At 53.0% G+C, this 16,624-nt stretch carries 16 protein-coding genes; 10 read left to right on the top strand and 6 right to left on the bottom strand.

What is annotated here, in order from left to right:
* Positions 1–61: 61 nt before the first annotated feature.
* The 3 genes from KI367_RS03060 to KI367_RS03050 are packed head-to-tail and all read right to left on the bottom strand — an operon-like array spanning position 62 to position 2,992.
* Positions 62–937, bottom strand: coding sequence for a TIGR03943 family putative permease subunit (locus KI367_RS03060; RefSeq protein WP_212947511.1), 876 nt, complete (start codon positions 935–937; stop codon positions 62–64).
* Positions 938–957: 20 nt separating this feature from the next.
* Positions 958–1,950, bottom strand: coding sequence for a permease (locus KI367_RS03055; protein WP_246536557.1), 993 nt, complete (start codon positions 1,948–1,950; stop codon positions 958–960).
* Between the two features lie 25 nt (positions 1,951–1,975).
* Complete coding sequence (locus KI367_RS03050) at positions 1,976–2,992, bottom strand: CobW family GTP-binding protein (RefSeq protein ID WP_212947510.1); 1,017 nt, start codon at positions 2,990–2,992, stop codon at positions 1,976–1,978.
* 227 nt (positions 2,993–3,219) lie between these two features.
* On the opposite strand from KI367_RS03050, the gene KI367_RS03045 reads away from it, so the two are divergent.
* The gene (locus tag KI367_RS03045) at positions 3,220–4,062 is read left to right on the top strand and encodes a metallophosphoesterase family protein (RefSeq protein ID WP_036709369.1); all 843 of its coding nucleotides are present in this window, start codon (positions 3,220–3,222) and stop codon (positions 4,060–4,062) included.
* 121 nt (positions 4,063–4,183) lie between these two features.
* Entirely contained in the window at positions 4,184–5,074 is an 891-nt protein-coding gene (locus KI367_RS03040; RefSeq protein WP_036709372.1) for a DMT family transporter, read from the top strand.
* A 123-nt stretch (positions 5,075–5,197) separates the two neighbouring features.
* Here the strand turns inward: KI367_RS03040 and KI367_RS03035 are convergent, their stop codons facing one another.
* The 3 genes from KI367_RS03035 to KI367_RS03025 are packed head-to-tail and all read right to left on the bottom strand — an operon-like array spanning position 5,198 to position 8,896.
* A complete protein-coding gene (locus KI367_RS03035; protein WP_212947508.1) occupies positions 5,198–6,310 on the bottom strand; it encodes a Ger(x)C family spore germination protein in 1,113 nt (370 codons plus the stop codon).
* Positions 6,300–7,397, bottom strand: a complete 1,098-nt coding sequence (locus KI367_RS03030) for a GerAB/ArcD/ProY family transporter (RefSeq protein WP_212947506.1) — start codon at positions 7,395–7,397, stop codon at positions 6,300–6,302. The genes KI367_RS03035 and KI367_RS03030 overlap by 11 nt, the downstream gene beginning before the upstream one ends.
* Before the next feature lie 11 nt (positions 7,398–7,408).
* Positions 7,409–8,896, bottom strand: a complete 1,488-nt coding sequence (locus KI367_RS03025) for a spore germination protein (RefSeq protein WP_212947504.1) — start codon at positions 8,894–8,896, stop codon at positions 7,409–7,411.
* A 276-nt stretch (positions 8,897–9,172) separates the two neighbouring features.
* On the opposite strand from KI367_RS03025, the gene KI367_RS03020 reads away from it, so the two are divergent.
* From KI367_RS03020 to KI367_RS02985, 8 genes are all read left to right on the top strand, one after another.
* On the top strand, positions 9,173–9,772 hold the full coding sequence (locus KI367_RS03020; protein ID WP_212947925.1) for a bifunctional transcriptional activator/DNA repair enzyme AdaA: 600 nt from the start codon (positions 9,173–9,175) through the stop codon (positions 9,770–9,772).
* Positions 9,762–10,316, top strand: coding sequence for a methylated-DNA--[protein]-cysteine S-methyltransferase (locus KI367_RS03015; RefSeq protein WP_036715639.1), 555 nt, complete (start codon positions 9,762–9,764; stop codon positions 10,314–10,316). Before KI367_RS03020 ends, KI367_RS03015 begins: the two co-directional genes overlap by 11 nt.
* A complete protein-coding gene (locus KI367_RS03010) occupies positions 10,309–11,022 on the top strand; it encodes a 2OG-Fe(II) oxygenase (RefSeq protein WP_212947502.1) in 714 nt (237 codons plus the stop codon). The genes KI367_RS03015 and KI367_RS03010 overlap by 8 nt, the downstream gene beginning before the upstream one ends.
* Before the next feature lie 44 nt (positions 11,023–11,066).
* The gene (locus KI367_RS03005) at positions 11,067–11,885 is read left to right on the top strand and encodes an SPL family radical SAM protein (RefSeq protein ID WP_212947500.1); all 819 of its coding nucleotides are present in this window, start codon (positions 11,067–11,069) and stop codon (positions 11,883–11,885) included.
* A 38-nt stretch (positions 11,886–11,923) separates the two neighbouring features.
* Positions 11,924–12,541 carry a DNA-3-methyladenine glycosylase family protein gene (locus KI367_RS03000; RefSeq protein ID WP_212947492.1) on the top strand — a complete coding sequence of 206 codons (618 nt, stop codon included), beginning with the start codon at positions 11,924–11,926 and terminating at the stop codon, positions 12,539–12,541.
* A gap of 12 nt (positions 12,542–12,553) precedes the next feature.
* Entirely contained in the window at positions 12,554–13,249 is a 696-nt protein-coding gene (locus KI367_RS02995) for a DNA alkylation repair protein (RefSeq protein ID WP_246536554.1), read from the top strand.
* Positions 13,250–13,555: 306 nt separating this feature from the next.
* Positions 13,556–15,364: an LTA synthase family protein gene (locus KI367_RS02990; RefSeq protein WP_212947490.1), complete on the top strand. Its 1,809-nt coding sequence runs from the start codon at positions 13,556–13,558 to the stop codon at positions 15,362–15,364.
* Positions 15,365–15,564: 200 nt separating this feature from the next.
* Positions 15,565–16,572: a LacI family DNA-binding transcriptional regulator gene (locus tag KI367_RS02985; RefSeq protein ID WP_036715633.1), complete on the top strand. Its 1,008-nt coding sequence runs from the start codon at positions 15,565–15,567 to the stop codon at positions 16,570–16,572.
* Positions 16,573–16,624: the final 52 nt, after the last annotated feature.

The following is a 16,624-nucleotide window of genomic DNA, read 5'->3' as shown; positions in this document are numbered from 1 at the left end:
AACGGCGAAAGCCGTTTTTTTATTTTATCCATCCTGAGAGAAAGGCAATGAAAAAGCGGGGTCACTTCTCCTTATTCGCAAACTTTTCCAGCTCGTGCCAAGTTTCGACGGAATCGGCGCTGGTGTAGATATAAGGCGCGTCCGGCTGGGCGATCGGCGTGATGGAAGAAGCCTCGATCCGGATGAGTTCTTTTCCATCCTGCGGAACCACGCGGATTTTCCCCTGCACCTTCACCCAAGCATCTGCCGGGAGGTGCTGCTGCCGAACCGGATCGACCAGAATGCCCAAAGGAGTCGCATCCGCCGTGCAGCATTGGACGAGGAAACGGCTCACCGCGAACGGACCGGTGTCCTCGCCCGCTTGATCCCGGTATACGAAGCCGGATACGGCGATTTCCTTGCCTTCAAACTGTTTTTTGAACATGTCGATGGCGCCGAACGCCTCGGAGAAAATGGCGGGATAAACGGGAATGACCGGCTGTTCGTACAAAATCTTCGCAAGCTCCGTAAATTCTTGGGCATAAGGATGCTTCGATTCGAAGCGAACGGATTTTTCAGGCTCGACGGCGCTGTAGGAAAAGGACATGCCCTTTTTTACGGCGGCGGCGCTCCCCAAAGCCCGGTCGGGAAGGACGAATCCGAGGAGGAGCGGGAATAGGAACAACCCGTATAAAGCGCCGCTTGCAAGAGGCGATGCCGGCAGCCGGTGGCCGCAATTGCAAAGCATGGCGCTTTTGCCCAGCACGGCCTGGATGATCAGGCTAAGCGCCATCAAGCCCAGGGGGATCGGGCACAGCTTGATCCAGCGCGCAAGCGCGGGGGCAACGTAATAAGAAAGCGCGTTTTCGTTCGTCAAATGCCAAATATAATAGGCGAACGCCAGCAGAACCGCTGCCCGAAACAGGTAATGCAGGCGGATGCTTTTGGAATCGTTCATGTGACCACCTCCTCTGAAGCTTATAACCAGGGCGATAACAAAACGGAGCCGATAAACACGCAGGCGAAGATGAGGAAAAACAGGTACAGCGCAAATTTGGTTTTGAAAAGCGCCATCAGCATCATCGCGTTTTTAAAGTCAAGCATCGGCCCGAACACCATAAACGCAACCAGGGAGCCCGCCGGGAACGTATGCAAAAAGGTGGAAGCGACGAAAGCGTCCGAAGTCGAGCAGAGGGAAAGCGCAAAAGCCAGTCCCATCATGAACAGATAAGAACCCAGCGGCTGCCCGCCGACCGCAGCAAGGCTGTCCCTGACCATAAACGTCTGCAACGCCGCGGTGAGCAAACAGCCGATCAGAAGATATTTTCCCATTTCAAAAAACTCTTCCGACGTATGCACGAATACCGAGGTCAACCTGCCTCCCCGAACGGCATGGGAGTGCGCCATATCGCCCATTTCGCGTTGTGCCGACCAGCGCATGGGCGATTTTTTTACCGTACAATAGACGATCAGCCCGATCAGAAACGCTGCCGCGAAGGCCAGTCCCATCCGGGCGTAGGCCAATTCGGGGTGATTGCGGAAAGCCATGAAGGTCGCTCCATAAACGACCGGGTTTAGAATCGGCCCCGACAAAATGAACACGATCGCGACATAGACGGGCATGCCTTTTTGGATCAGCCGGCGTACGAGCGGAATCATGCCGCATTCGCAAACCGGGAACACGATCCCGAGCACGCACGCGAACAAGATGCCGGGAATCGCCCTTTTTGGAATCCAGCGGGAAATGACCTCATCGGGAACAAATACCTGAAGCAGGGAGGACAACAGCGCGCCGGCCAATATAAACGGCAAGGCCTCCAATAAAATGCCGATGAAACCCGTTTTGAACGTATGGACATATTCGTTGTTCAGCAGTCCTTGATATTCCGGCAGCCACATGACGACAAGGATGATCAGCAGGGCGGCAGGAAGAAGCAAGGGAATGATTTTCATGGGAGAAAGCGCGGTCACGGATCAAAGCTCCTTCCTGTCGGTTTTAACGGAATAATGCGGCCCATGTTTCTTTCAACTGCGTTTCGTTTAAATCCATGCCGATGCATACCAGATAGGGAGAACCGGGATAACGCGAATCCTCCCACGACGTGCGGCCTCCCGCATACTGAACGAGCCGGACCGGCCCGCCTTGATCCAAGGCGACGTGCCCTTTGGCTCTCATGAGGCTGTCCCCCCAGCTTTGAAAAAAGGATTCCAAACGCTCCCGGGACAACTTGCGCTCGGGGGATTGCCGAGGAAAAGTCAACGTGACCGTGCCGACGCGCGAAAACGATCCGGAAGTTTCCGAAGCGCCATGGCGGTGTCCGTCCGGAATCGCCGAGTGAACCTGCACAGGCTTGGTGATGGCACCGGCGACCGTTGGGGCATGCGAATTCGATGCCTTGGGCGAAATCCCTTGCAAAAGATCCGGCAGGGGAATCCGGCTGTACGTCGTAAACGTCAATTTGGCGGTCATGTTATGCTTTCGGACCATGTTTTCGATTTTGGCGAGCATGTCCCGGGATACCAGGTCGCTTTTGTTCACCGCGATCAGGTCCGCCGTTTCGAGCTGTTTGCGCAGCGTTTGAACGAGCCGTTTATCCGCCGAAAACCGGCTGGCGTATTCAAGGGCGTTTTCTGCGTCCAGCAGCGTAATCGTATGGTGCAGTTTCAAGCAATTCCTAAATTCCGGGCCGTGCAACACCGTTTTGATTTCGTATGGATCGGCGACCCCGGTAAGTTCGATATAGATCACGTCCGGCCGCTGATCCTGCAGGAGAGCGAGGCTGTACGGAAGCTCGCTTTTGCGGCTGCAGCATACGCATCCGTCCAAAAGCTTCTCCACTTGTATGTCGGCATGCTCTTCCAGGATGGTGCCGTCGACGTCGCGTTTCCCCAGTTCGTTCATCAGGATGCCCGGCCGAAGGCCCCTTCGTTTGCTTTCTTGGATGAGGGACAGCAGCAGGGTCGTTTTGCCGCTTCCGAGAAAACCGCTGAGCAGGATGACGGGCGTTTGCATAAGCGTCCACCTCTTTCGATTCTATGAATATGACGGATCCATGGATCGGATGCAAAAAAATAGGTTCGTTTATTTATACGTAACGATTACGATTTAATGACTTGTTTCGCGGAGGCTTCCGTTGTCTTTTACAAACGATGGCCGTGAACTTAATGGATCCATAACACTTGGTCTGTAATATAGTGGGAAGAAATACTTGAACCTGATCAGCGGAGGGAGCGATCCATATGAGATTGGCATTGCTTGGGGATTTACATTATCACGAGATCGACCGGTCGATTCCGGGGCTTGCGGATGCCCGGGACGCGTTTTATCGGCATGTGCTGGATGAGTTTTTGAATTTGGATGCGGATTTGTACGTTTCGCTTGGAGACCTGACCAACTTTGGACTAACGTCGGAGCTGGAGGAGGTGTACGCGATGCTTCGCCGGCCCGATAAACCATTCGTCCACGTGCTCGGCAATCACGACCTCTACGGGCAAACGAGGGAGGACGTGCTGAAGATTACCGGACAACAGCGTTATCACGTGCTCGATACCGAGGGAGCCATGCTTGTTTTTTTGGATACGGCCAAAGAATTGGATTTCAACGACTGGGGAGGCTGGCTTGATTTCGAGCAGCTGGCATGGCTGGAAGACAAGGTGGAATCGTCCGGGGAAAAGCCGCTGCTTGTGTTCGGCCATCACCCGGTATACCGGACCACCGCCGGTTCGGAGCGGGAAAAGGGCTCGATTCATCCGGGCATCGACATGTGGAACATCCTGAACCGCAAAAAAGGCATCGGCATTTATTTCAACGGCCATACGCACATGGATTCGATCGTGCAGCGCGACGACTGGTCATTCGTACAAATGTCGGCCTGCCTGGATGAGCCGGGTTTTCGGATCGTGGAGATCGGGAACGAGGCGATCCGGATTTCGGCCGTGGATGTCGCCGGGCCGGAGGTTCTGGAAGCTGCGGCGGTGCTTCACCGGCATATGAAGCATTTTACTCCCAATCCGCATGCGCGGGGAACGGAAGCAGACCGGGCCCTGACGGTTCCGGCCTTAAACAGCATGAAGCAGTTGTAGCAAGAGCAGAGCATCAGAACCTTTTCATGAAAGAAACGCTTTCAGAAAAAAGCCATGACGAAGCTGACATATAGGAGTATAATTCACTCCATGCCGATGTTTTTACAAGGAGTGAAGATCCATGCGACAGCATAACAAAACGATTTTTCTTTTGGCTTTTCTCATTTTGGTATGGGGCATCAACTGGCCTTTGTCCAAATTTGCGCTTCAATATACGCCGCCGGTGCTGTTTGCGGGGCTCCGCGCGCTGATCGGCGGGCTGCTGCTCGTGCTCGTAGCGCTGCCCAAGTACAAGCAGCTGCAATTTCGCCGGAACTGGCATGTGTATGTATTGTCTGCCCTGCTCAGCATCGTGCTTTATTACGGCGTGCAGACGATCGGGCTCCAGTACACGCCGTCGGGGCTGTTTTCGGCCATCGTGTTTTTGCAGCCGGTATTGCTCGGCCTGTTTTCCTGGTGGTGGCTTGGAGAACGGATGACGCGCCAAAAAATGCTCGGGCTGATCATCGGCTTCGTCGGCGTCGCCACGATGAGCGTCGGCGGCATGACCGGAAACATTGCCCCGATCGGCATCGTGCTTGCGCTCGTAACGGCGCTCACCTGGGCGCTGGGCACGGTCTTCGTCAAAAAAATCGGACACCGCGTCGATTCCCTCTGGCTTACGGCGATGCAGGTCACGATCGGCGGCATCATCCTTCTGGCCGGAGGTTCGGAGATGGAAAGCTGGAAGGACATCAAGTGGAATGTGCCGTTCATGGCGGATACGGCTTTTATTGCCGTCTTCGTCATCGCCCTCGGATGGTTCGTCTATTTCAAGCTGATTCATGAGGGAGAAGCCAGCAAGGTGGGGTCATATACTTTTCTCATTCCTCTGGTCTCCATTGTTACGAGCGTATTGTTCCTGAACGAACATGTGTCGCTGAACTTGGTGTTCGGTCTGCTTCTCATCCTGGCCAGCATCCTTCTCGTGAACGTCCGGTTCAGGAAAGCCGAAAAAACGACGGCCGCATAAACGTTTCAACAACTTGAGCCGCGCTTCATATTGGAACGTTTCCGAATTGTTCGAAGCACGTAAAAAAGCAGAGCCGAGGCTCTGCTTTTTTGGTAATCCAAGGGCATGTATCGAAAAAGTATTCTAATGCTGCAGCTTTCCGTAATCCTTAATCCGGACATGGACATGGACCGAAATATCCGCGTCCGCGTACACTTTCCTCCAATCCAGTCGATGCCATACGCCAACGGGAAGCGAATTGCGCACATATTGGCCGATCCCCAGCGGATCGGTTTGTTTTTCCTGCAGCGTGCGGACCAAGGAACGGCATTTCGTTTGGATGGATTTCCGAATCTCTTCTTCCAGCTTGCGCTGCTCCGCTGGTTTTTTCATATCCAGTTCCCCGATATACTCGAGCAGCGAACCTTCAACCTTAATGTCCATGTCTACTTTCAATCTTTTTCCCTGCAACAGCTTCGATGAAGAGGTGACATGAATTTTGCGGCGGCTTCTTAGAAATTGCAGGGAAGCCTGCTCGCCATCATCGTGATCTTCTTTCAAGTTCAGATATAAATCGCCGGCATGAATGTTATGGTGAAGTAGCCCAAAAAACATCCGGTCGCTCGGCTCCACCTTCCCGACGTATTTGTCGTCTTTAAAAAGGGCGACGCCGTCGATGATCAAGCTTTCCTTTTGTTCCCTAATGATGGTGGTTACCGGATCGATTCCTTCGTCATAATAATCCCTTGAAAAAGTATATAGGTTGGAATCGGGGATGTCGCCTGCTTTGGCTTCCGTCCGGATGAGCGTATCGATGTATTCGCCAGCCGTCGGTCCCTGCGGGTAGTCATTGCGAAGCAAGATGTGGTAAGGATCCTCTTCCGCGATGATGACGTGCATTCTGGAGCCGATCATGGGATCCCGGCGCAAGGAATCGAGATGCTTCCAAATCCCTTCCCTGGCCAGTTTTTCCCCGAATAACACCTGCCTAAGCTGTCCGGTGACCAATCTCCGGTTGTTTTGCCGGTCAAAATGCGATTTTGCGTCTTTGTCGGACTTGGCGACGACGGAATATACGATGGCATCCTGGTGGTTCGATTTCGTAATGCTGATCGTGACCCTCATGGAATCTTTTGGTTCACCGGACTCCTTGTCATAGGCAATCGTTCGGATGAACCCGGATTTCTCCAAAATATGCTCGTCCGTGCAACCCGTCAGCACCACGAGAAGGACAAGGCAAACGAGCTTAACTTTCATTGTTCGGCACCTTTCCTTTCAGTTTGAGATATAGCAGCACGCAGATCAGCACCACCGGTACGATGAAAGCAATGTAAGTTTCAGTGTACAGCACTTTTCGTAAGAGCTGTTCCGATTGCCCCAGGTATTTAGGGATGTATCCGGTAAAAAACACCATGGTCACGATCACGAACTCGAGCCGGTTAGGCTTTACTTTCGGGCATGTCTGCTTGATCGCGGTCAGGGCGGCAAAACAGTACATGACCGTCACGATCAAATTGGCGAACACGAACATCGAGAACACGAGGTTTTCGATCCGGTTAATGAACGGCATTTCGATGAAATCCAGCAAATCGATGATGGGGTATAGAAGCGACTCGATTTGATGAAAGCTGAAATAGCCGAACGCAGTCAGTATGACGATTAACTGGGCAATGGTAATCACCCAGTGCCCGATGAACACGCCTTGAAACAATTTGCTCTTTTTTGTGACATGGGGAAATAGAAACATGCAGAGCTCGTAACCCATAAAAGTGGTGTACACTTCCATCCAGTTGCGAAACGAATGGCCTTGGGATGCAAGCTGGAACAGATGCGGCGAAAACCGGACGATCTCCCAATCCTGGAACTGATACACCGTGAGCCCTACCGTCCATATGGTCATGAAGAAAAATACAGTCGCCGTTTTGCTGATATTGTAAATATTCTTGATCAAGAGGGCGAAGACCATGAGACAGAAAAGCAGGAATATAAACATCGGATTGGTCGTCTGGAACGACAGCATTTGGAATATAAGGAAGAAATTTTTTCCGGTGAAGGAAGCCGTAAATATCCAAAAAACGGCCAGCGCCCAATAGACCGGATACATGACCGCTTTGGGCAGCGCGCACTCCATGATTTGAAATACGGAGGCGCCGCGGCCCATGCGGTAGACCAGCCAATACAGAAAGATATTAAACGTGGCGAGAACGGACAACGCCAAATAGCCGATCCATCCGTTCGTGCCGATATTTTCGACGATCAAGCGGGGGAGGCTGAACATCGTGATGTTCATCTCGGTCATGAAAATGAGCAGGGTGATATGGAAAACGTTTAATTTTTCTTTCACTTTGTTCACCCTTATTTCCGCATTTTATTGGTGGATTTGTTTTGGGAATCCGAAATGGAAGGGCGCTTTCTAAGGCCCCAAAAAGGTCCGCGAACGAACGTGTCCAGCAAAGCGGAAAAGTTCATCGGAGACAGCGGCGTCAAATAGGACGTTCCCATGTTGGTGACTCCCGACAAGTGGATCACCACAAGGCCGATACACATCATGAGCCCCAAATTTCCCAAGACGCCGGCCATGATGATCAGGCCGAACCGGATCAGGCGGATGGATGCGCTCATGATATAGCTTGGGATAGTGAACGATGCGATGGCGGACGTGGCGACCGAGATAATGAGAATGTTGCTCGTGAACCCGGCCTGCACCGCGGCTTGACCGATCACGATACCGCCTACGATGCCGATCGTTTGGCCGACTTTCGTCGGGAGCCTTGCGCCGGCTTCGCGAAGCAGCTCGATGGTCGTCTCCATGAGCAGCGCTTCGATAAGCGGCGGGAAAGGAACCTTTGCGCGCGATTCCGTCAAGTTTAGAAGCATCGTGTGCGGAATCATTTCATAGTGATAGGTGGTCACGGAAACGTAGAACGCGGTAAAGCTGATCGTAATGAGAAAGCCGATGAACCGCAAAATCCTCAGGGCAGACCCCAGCAGCCAGCGTTGGTAATAATCGTCCGGCGAAGAGAAAAAATCAAAAAAGTTGGTCGGACACACAAACGCGGACGGGCTTCCGTCCACAAAACCTACGATGCGGCCGCCGATCAGTTTGGACGCGATGGCGTCCGGGCGCTCCGTCGTCATGAACTGCGGGAATACGGAGTTCGGATTTTCGTCGATCAGCTGAATCAGCATGTTCGAATCCATGACGGCATCGAATTCGATCGATCGAATCCGCTTTTTCAAGTCTTCCACCATGTCTTGATCCGCGATCCGGTCGATGTAAGCCAGTACCACGTCGGTTTTGGCGATTTCCCCGACCTCAAATTTGACGGTTTTTAAATGCGTGCTTTTGATTTTTTTTCGCAATACGCCCAGATTCTGGGACAGATTTTCCACGAAGCCGTCGTGGGGGCCGGAAATGACCGTCTCCGTCTCGGATTGGGAGATCGATCGGCCAACGGGCTCGGAAATATCGACGAGATAGGTCAGGTCCCGAAAAAATATGGCGGCTTGACCGTCCAGGATCCCTTTGACGCATTCCTTGGCGTCGCCCGTCAGCTTGTATTGGGAACGTTTAAAGATTTGTTCCGCTTCCTCCTCGGTGGCTTCGGAAAGGGGATCGACGATATCCCGCTTTAGCGGCTCCGGTCCCACCAGGAACGGGAGATAAACGATATGGACAGAGCAATTGGGATACGTGCGCTGCTGAAAATCGATGCAGTCCTTAAACTGATCCAGTATATGGTTCAAAGCAGGTTTTTCGTTTTTTTCGGGTTTGGCGGTCACCTGATCCGAGCTTTTCCCTTGCGTGAAGAAAAATTTCCTTAAATTCTGAAAAACGCCCATAATCAACACCTCGTGGATATTTTCCCCATGGAAGGGGCGAATATGCATTCGAATCTTCCCTTATGTTTTGCATTAGGTTGATATTGTAAGGAACGTATGTTCCTGTTAAAATGTATAAAAGACCTAGAAGCACGAAAAATATGGAATCCCATGGGGAAGACCCAAATGAAGCAGGGGAGCGGCGGAATATCACGATCTTGCTTTTCTATTCCGATATTCCTTCGTCCGGACGAAAAAGAGGGTATACTTTGGATGAAGGGGTGAACGAATATGAACATGGCGAAAGAAGAGGCGTTAACGGAGGAAAGATGGCAGGCGATCATCGGGAATGACGCGTCCTATGACTTCAAGTTTTTTTACGCGGTCAAATCAACGGGGATTTTTTGCAGGCCTTCCTGCAAGTCAAAGGTCCCCAACCGGGCCAACGTTCGGATCTTCCGCACCGCGGCGGAAGCCATTCGGGAGGAATTCCGGCCGTGCAAACGTTGCAAGCCGACGGGCGAACGTTTGCCGGACCGCGAGTGGGTCGAAGCGATCGCCCGGTACATGGAGCGGCATTACGACAGCGCGATGACTTTGAATATGCTGGCGGAGATGTTTCATGGCAGCCCGTACCACTTGCACCGGACGTTCAAAAAAATCATGAAAGCAACGCCGGTCGCCTATTTGCAAGGCATCCGATTGGATAAGGCGCGCGAGCAGCTTGCCCGAACCAACATGTCCGTAGCCGAGGTCGGAAGCAGCGTTGGGCTTCCGAATCCGTCCTATTTCATCTCGCTATTCAAACGAACATTCGGCATGACCCCCTACGAATATCGAAAACGGATGATGGAAACGGAGATATGGACCCAAGGAGGCGCATTCGATGAAAAGTGAAGTGTTAGGACCTGTTTATTGGTCAGTGTTGGAACACGGAGGCTGGACGCTGCATCTCGCAGCGACGTCCCGCGGCCTTTGCTACGTAGGTTCGGCTAACAAGCCGTTTGAGGAAATGGAAGAATGGGTGGGAAAACACATGCGCCCGGCGAAGCTGATCCGGGACGATAAGGCGCTGTCGCCTTATATCGGCGAATTGGCGGATTACATCGAAGGCAAGCTGGTGCGCTTCACGATTCCCTGCGACCTGGTCGGCACCCCGTTCCAGCGTTCGGTTTGGGAGGCGCTGCGCTCCATTCCCTACGGGGAGACGCGCTCCTATTCGGACATCGCGGAATCGATCGGCAAGCCGGCCGCGGTTCGGGCCGTGGGTTCGGCGATCGGCGCCAATCCGGTGCTCATGTCGGTCCCATGCCATCGCGTCATCGGCAAAAACGGAGCCTTAACCGGCTTTCGCGGCGGGCTCGAGATGAAATCGCGGCTGTTGTCCATCGAGAAAGCGGCCGCCGATACCCGGGCCCGTGAGGTTGCCCATCATGCATAACGAGGTTTCGGAACGGGTTGCGGCTTTGGACTGGGACGCGCTCCACCGGGATTTGGATCAGCAGGGATTCGCCGTTTTCCGGCCGATCCTGACTCCGGAGGAGTGCGAGGCATTCATTGCGTCCTACCCCGCCGAAGAGCTGTACAGAAAAACGATCGATATGAAAAGATACCGTTTTGGGCTCGGGGAATACAAGTATTTTCAGTCGCCTCTTCCCAGCCGGCTGCAGCAGCTTCGGGAGGCGTTTTATCCGCCGCTGGCGGCTGCCGCCAACCGCTGGCTGGAGCAGCTGGGCAAGGAGCCGGGGTATCCCGGCACGCTTTCCGCTTTTCTGGAGAAGTGCCATGAAGCAGGACAACGCCGTCCCACGCCCCTCATTCTGAAATATGAAGCCGGAGGGTATAATTGCCTGCATCAGGATTTGTACGGCGAGGTATATTTTCCGTTTCAGGTGCTCCTTACGTTGAACCGGAAGGATGTCGATTATGAAGGCGGCGAGTTTCTCTTGGTCGAACAGCGCCCGCGCGCGCAAAGCCGCGGGCATGCGATCAAGCTGGAACGGGGAGCCGGCGTCATTTTCCCGACGAGCTTCCGTCCCGTTCAAGGAGCAAGGGGACATTACCGGGCTTTTCTGCGGCATGGGGTCGGCACCGTAACGGCCGGCAAAAGGTACAGCTTGGGCGTCATTTTCCATGATGCGACATAAAACGGAAACTTTAGATATGAGAATTGAACCCGGGGGGAGAAGCCATGACCTATTCGCTGGAATATAAAACGCCAAAATCGATGCTGAATAAAGGGACGGGCTTCCTTTCCGGTTACAGCCATTCGCTAAACCCGTATTCGGGCTGCTCGTTTGGCTGTTCATATTGTTACGTCCGGCGAATGCCCGTAGCCACCTTCCGTGAAAAGGCTTGGGGAACGTGGGTGGATGTCAAACATGGCGCTGCTGACGTGTTCCGGAAAGAGCTCGCCAGGGCTCGAAAGAAGGGGCCGGTCACGATTTTCATGTCCTCGAGCACCGACCCCTACCAACCGGCGGAGGCGACGGAACGGATTACGCGCTCCTTGCTGGAAGCGATGGCGGAGCTGCCGCCGGACTTTTTGCTGGTACAGACCCGGAGTCCCCTCGTGAAACGCGATATCGATTTGCTTCTTCGATTGGGGGATCGCGTCAGGGTCAGCATGACCGTGGAAACGGACAGGGAAGGCATCAGACGCCATTTTACGCCTGGAACCCCGCCGATCGAAGCGAGGCTTAGGACGCTGAAGCTTCTGAAGGAAGCCGGTGTGCCGGCCCAGGCAACGATTGCGCCCGTACTTCCGAGCACGGATGCTTTTCCGTCCAAATTACGCACCCTTGTCGACCGGGTATGCATCGACGATTATTTTATGGGTGACGGAAGCGGCGGAAAGCGGACAAGAAGCCTGGGCATCGAGCGGCTTTACGGGGAAATCGGGCTTAAGGAATGGTATGATCCCGGCGCATACCGGACCGTCTATGAACGGTTCATCGGAACTTTTCCGAAGGATCAAGTGTTTCTCAGCCAAAAGGGTTTTGAACCCTAATTTTAAACGAAAGCCGCGACGGGAGGGGGAACAAGCCTATGTTGAGTCAAAACGCCGCGTTTTTTCAATACGGCAAGACGGAAACGGAAGCATTAAAGAACGCGGATCCCATACTTGGCGCGGCCATGGACAAGCTGGGGAGAGTGGAGCGACCCGCGAATCCGGACCTGTTTCAAGCTTTGAGCCAGGCGGTGGTAGGCCAGCTTATTTCGGTCAAAGCAGCTCAGTCCATCTGGGAAAGGATGCTTCGCCGGTTCGGGCGAATCGATCCGGCCGTTATAGCGGCGGAGTCTCCGGAGGAGTTAAGGGCCTGCGGTTTGACGGAGAAAAAAGCGGCATCCATCCATCGCATCGCCAGCAGCATTAGAACCGGCGAGTTTAACTTGAATGAGCTTGTTCAACTCCCTGACGCCGAAGTTGTCCGCCGCTTGACGGCGCTTCCGGGCATCGGCGTGTGGACGGCTGAAATGGTGCTGCTCCATGCGATGCAGCGGCCTGACGTGGTCAGCTGGGGGGATGTGGCGATCCGGCGCGGAATGATGAAGCTCTACGGTCTTGACGGGTTGTCCAAACAGCAGTTCGACGAATACCGGCGGCGTTATTCGCCGTATGGTTCCGTCGCCTCGATCTATTTATGGGAAATATCATACAGGTAAGGATGGAAGTTCATGATGGTAACGGAAACGGCGGTCGTTCGAGCGAAGCTGCTGGAGCTGGCCGAACCTGAATACCAAAAATTTGCGTCATCCCTCATTCCGGGCGTATCCAATTTGCTGGGCGTCCGGATTCCGGAGCTGCGCAAATTGGCGAAGGGGATTGCAAACGGGGACTGGCGGTCTTATTTGCAGCATGCACCAGGCGAATATTTCGAAGAGGTAATGCTGGAGGGCATTTTGATAGGCCATGTAAAAGCGGACCCCGCTGAAAAGCTGAATTATGTCGCCGCGTTTGTCCCTAAAATCGACAATTGGTCGGTATGCGATACGTTTTGCTCCGGCTTGAAATTCACCAAAACGAACAAGGAGCTGGTATGGGATTTTCTTCAGCCATATTTACGGTCCGAAGAAGCATACGACATCCGTTTTGGCGTGGTCATGCTGCTCAATTATTACATCGACGAAACCTATATCGATCGCGTGCTGCACATCCTGGATCGGATCCGCCATGAAGCTTATTACGTCCGAATGGCCGTGGCTTGGGCATTATCGATGTGTTACGTAAAACTGCCGGCTACGACAATGGCTTACCTGCAGAACAGCACGGTCGATGATTTTACATACAACAAAGCGCTGCAAAAAATAATCGAGTCGACCCGCGTTGATTCGGAGACCAGGCAGCGAATCCGAGCGATGAAACGGAAGTAGCCTCCAATTCATTGGCCCCTGCCTGCAAGATTAGGAGTTTTCTTCCAAGGCGCCACCCGGCGTCTGCTGCGATACACCATCGACACGCTCGGCGGCAAGCCGCCCGTTCAAGCGGGATCAGGCCGCCGGGCAGGGTGTGCATAGCCGTCAAATTCGCTGACATGCATCAAAAAACGAAGTAAGAAGCACCTTTTGTAAAAGGCTGACCTTCAGTCATCTGAAGCGCAAGTCTTTTTCTTTTTTTAATCTGCTTTTAAGAAATATGTAGTATAATATCCGCCTGAGTCAAGTAAGGAGAGGATACGAGTGCAACAATTGTTTAAACCCTCGAAGCGGTTGGGAGCGACGTTGCTTACCCTGTTCTTTGGCGGTTTTGTCCTGAATTTCATCATGCAGGCGGCATCCCTGAACCTGAGTTTGGGAAGGGTTCTGTCCTGGATTTCGCAATATTATTGGCTTTATATTTCCGGGAGCCTGTTTTTCTTTTTTGTGCTGCTCACTTTTGCGGCGATCATTCCGAATGTGTATTCCGGCGCGTTGTTCGCTTTTTTGGTATGCTGCATTTTGGCGGTGGCCAATTATAAAAAGCTGAGCACGACCGGCGAACCGTTATTTCCATGGGATTTGATGCAGGTTAAAAACGCCAAGGAAATGACCAAAATCACGCATGGCATGATCTCTCCCGCAGCCGTGATCATGGCGGTCGTCATCGTCGCCGCGCTGGCGTATTTGGCGTTTAAGCTGCCCAAGCTCAAGGTTCAGCTGCCTTTGCGCCTCGTCATGGTAGCGGTGTCCGTTTTGATGATTGCCGGGTTCATTCAAATGGTCGGCGGGCAAAGCGCGTTTGCAACCTCCATGCACTATCAAAATATTCCCTGGAACCAGAAGGTGAATTACGCGCAGAACGGGTTTGTGTATGCTTTTACGGGCAACCTGAACCAGAAACTGATGGAAAAACCCGAAGGGTACAGCAGAGAGGCGATCGAAAAAATCGCCGCCAAATACCGCAACCTGCCGGATCGCGGAACGGCGAAGCCGGCCGCGGAGCAGCCGAACATTTTGTATATCATGGACGAGGCTTTTTTCGACCCTACCCGGCTGCCTACCTATACCTTTAGCGAAGATCCGCTGAAGTTCATCCATCAGCATGAGCATGCAACGCCTTCCGGGTATTTGCTTTCTCCCGAATTCGGGGGGAATACGGCCAACGTCGAATTCGAAGCGTTAACCGGTTTGTCGATGTATTTTCTGAAGGACGGATCCATTCCTTATCAGCAGCGGATCGTCAAAATGTCTTCGCTTCCGTCGATCGTCAGCATTTTAAAAGAAAAAGGGTACGAAACCAAAGCCCTTCACCCGTTTGACGATACGTTTTATAACCGAAATCGGGTGTATCCGATTCTTGGCTTCGACCGTTTTACGAGCGAAAAGGATTTGCAGAACGCGGAACGGTTTACGCCGAACGGTTATATCACGGATAAGTATGCCATGCAGGAAGCGGTTCGCCAGCTTCAATCGTCGGATAAGCCCGCCTTTCTGCATCTCGTGACGATGCAAAACCATTTTCCGTTCACGAAAGGCTTGAATGGTGAGAACACGATTACGGTCGGCGGCGTCAAGCCGGAATATAAAGACGAGATGGAAACGTACGTGCACGACACGAAATTGACCGACGAAGCCGTTGCCTATTTAAGCGGCGAATTAAAGAACATCAAACGTCCAACGATCGTCGTATTTTGGGGCGACCATCTGCCGGCCTTGTCTTCGGGAATCTACGCCCAGGCAGGCTGGGACCAAAATCCGCGGCTGAAACATGAGACGAAGCTTCTGTACATGGCCAATTTCGATATCGGAAAAAGCTCCGTCGGCACAATCAGCCCATCGTTTATCGGACCGACGTTATTCAAGCTGAGCGGACAGGAGTTGCCTCCGTATTACAAACTGCTTGAAAAGGTGCAATCCGAAATACCCGGGCTCAATAAAAACGTGCTGATCGGCGCTTCGGGAATCATATCGCAGCTAACCCCTGATCAGCGGTCGCTCTTAAACGATTACCGCTTGGTCGAATACGATTTGCTCGAAGGAGAACAATACGCCAAGGCTCTCCTGTTTTAAGTTCCAATCGACAGACAACCCCGCCGCATCGGCGGGGGTTGTTGTCATGAGCGGGCGATTCGTCGGGGAACCCCCGGCTTCATTGTAAAAACCGCTTAAGTCCGGTATCATTAACCCTGGATGTAGGCGCTTTTTTTGCATCATTTTTATGAATCGCATAATCTATACATAACGAAGTCATTTGGGAAGGAGGAGGTCGAATGGCGACCATAAAAGACGTGGCGAAGCTGGCGGGGGTTGCGCTTTCGACGGCTTCTTATGCATTAAACGGGGACCCGAAAGTAAGCAAAGAAACGAAGGAGAAAGTCCTTGAGGCAGCCCGGCAGCTGAACTACCGCAAAAACGGTTTTGCCATGGATTTGAAACGGAGCCGCACCAACACGATCATGCTGATCCTGACCGATCTTTCCGGGCCTTATTATTCGGAGCTCATCCGGAGCATTCAAGACGTGGCGATTGCAAACGGTTACGATCTGATCGCCTGCAGCTCCATCGGCGCCCAGGACTCCACGGCCGTCCGTTTTCTCCGCGAAAAAAGGGCCGACGGGGCGATCGTATTGGCCCAGAACATTCCGAACGAAATTTTGCTGGAGTCGGCGTCGGAACGTTTTCCGATCGTCGTGATGGACCGGGAGCTTACGGGCGACGGATTGGCGAACGTGTTGGTGGACGGCGAACAAGGCGGTTATACCGCCACGCGCCATTTGCTGGATTCGGGACATCGAACCATTGCTTATGTCAGCGGCCCGCAAAACTCGTATGACAACGGCCAACGTTATAAGGGATATATCCGAGCTTTAAACGAGAGAGATTTAAGCGAGAAGACGAAGTGGCGCCTGACCGGCGGTTTTGTGCGGGATGGAGGATATCGCGCCACCAAAACGATGATGATGCAGGGCGAATTGCCATCGGCGATTTTTTACGGGAACGACGAAATGGCCATCGGCGGCCTGGCGGCGTTGAAGGAAGGCGGGTATTCGATTCCCGGCGACATTTCGATCATCGGCTTCGACGATATCGAGCAGGCCGGTTACATGAATCCGCCGCTAACGACGATTCGCCAGCCCAAACACGAGGCCGGTTCCTTGGCGGCGCATTTGCTGTTCCAAATGCTTAACGGGGAAGAGGTCAACGCGACGTATAAGCTGGGCATTGAACTGGTTCAACGCGGGTCCGTCCGGAATGTAGACACCCGGATCGATAGCTGATTTATTGGACATCACTTGAAAAATACCTTCCGTCAAGCAATAATAGAGACTC

Source organism: Paenibacillus cookii (genome assembly GCF_018333375.1).
Taxonomy (GTDB): Bacteria; Bacillota; Bacilli; order Paenibacillales; family Paenibacillaceae; genus Paenibacillus_AQ; species Paenibacillus_AQ cookii.
This window is presented reverse-complemented; position numbering and strand designations above follow the sequence as displayed.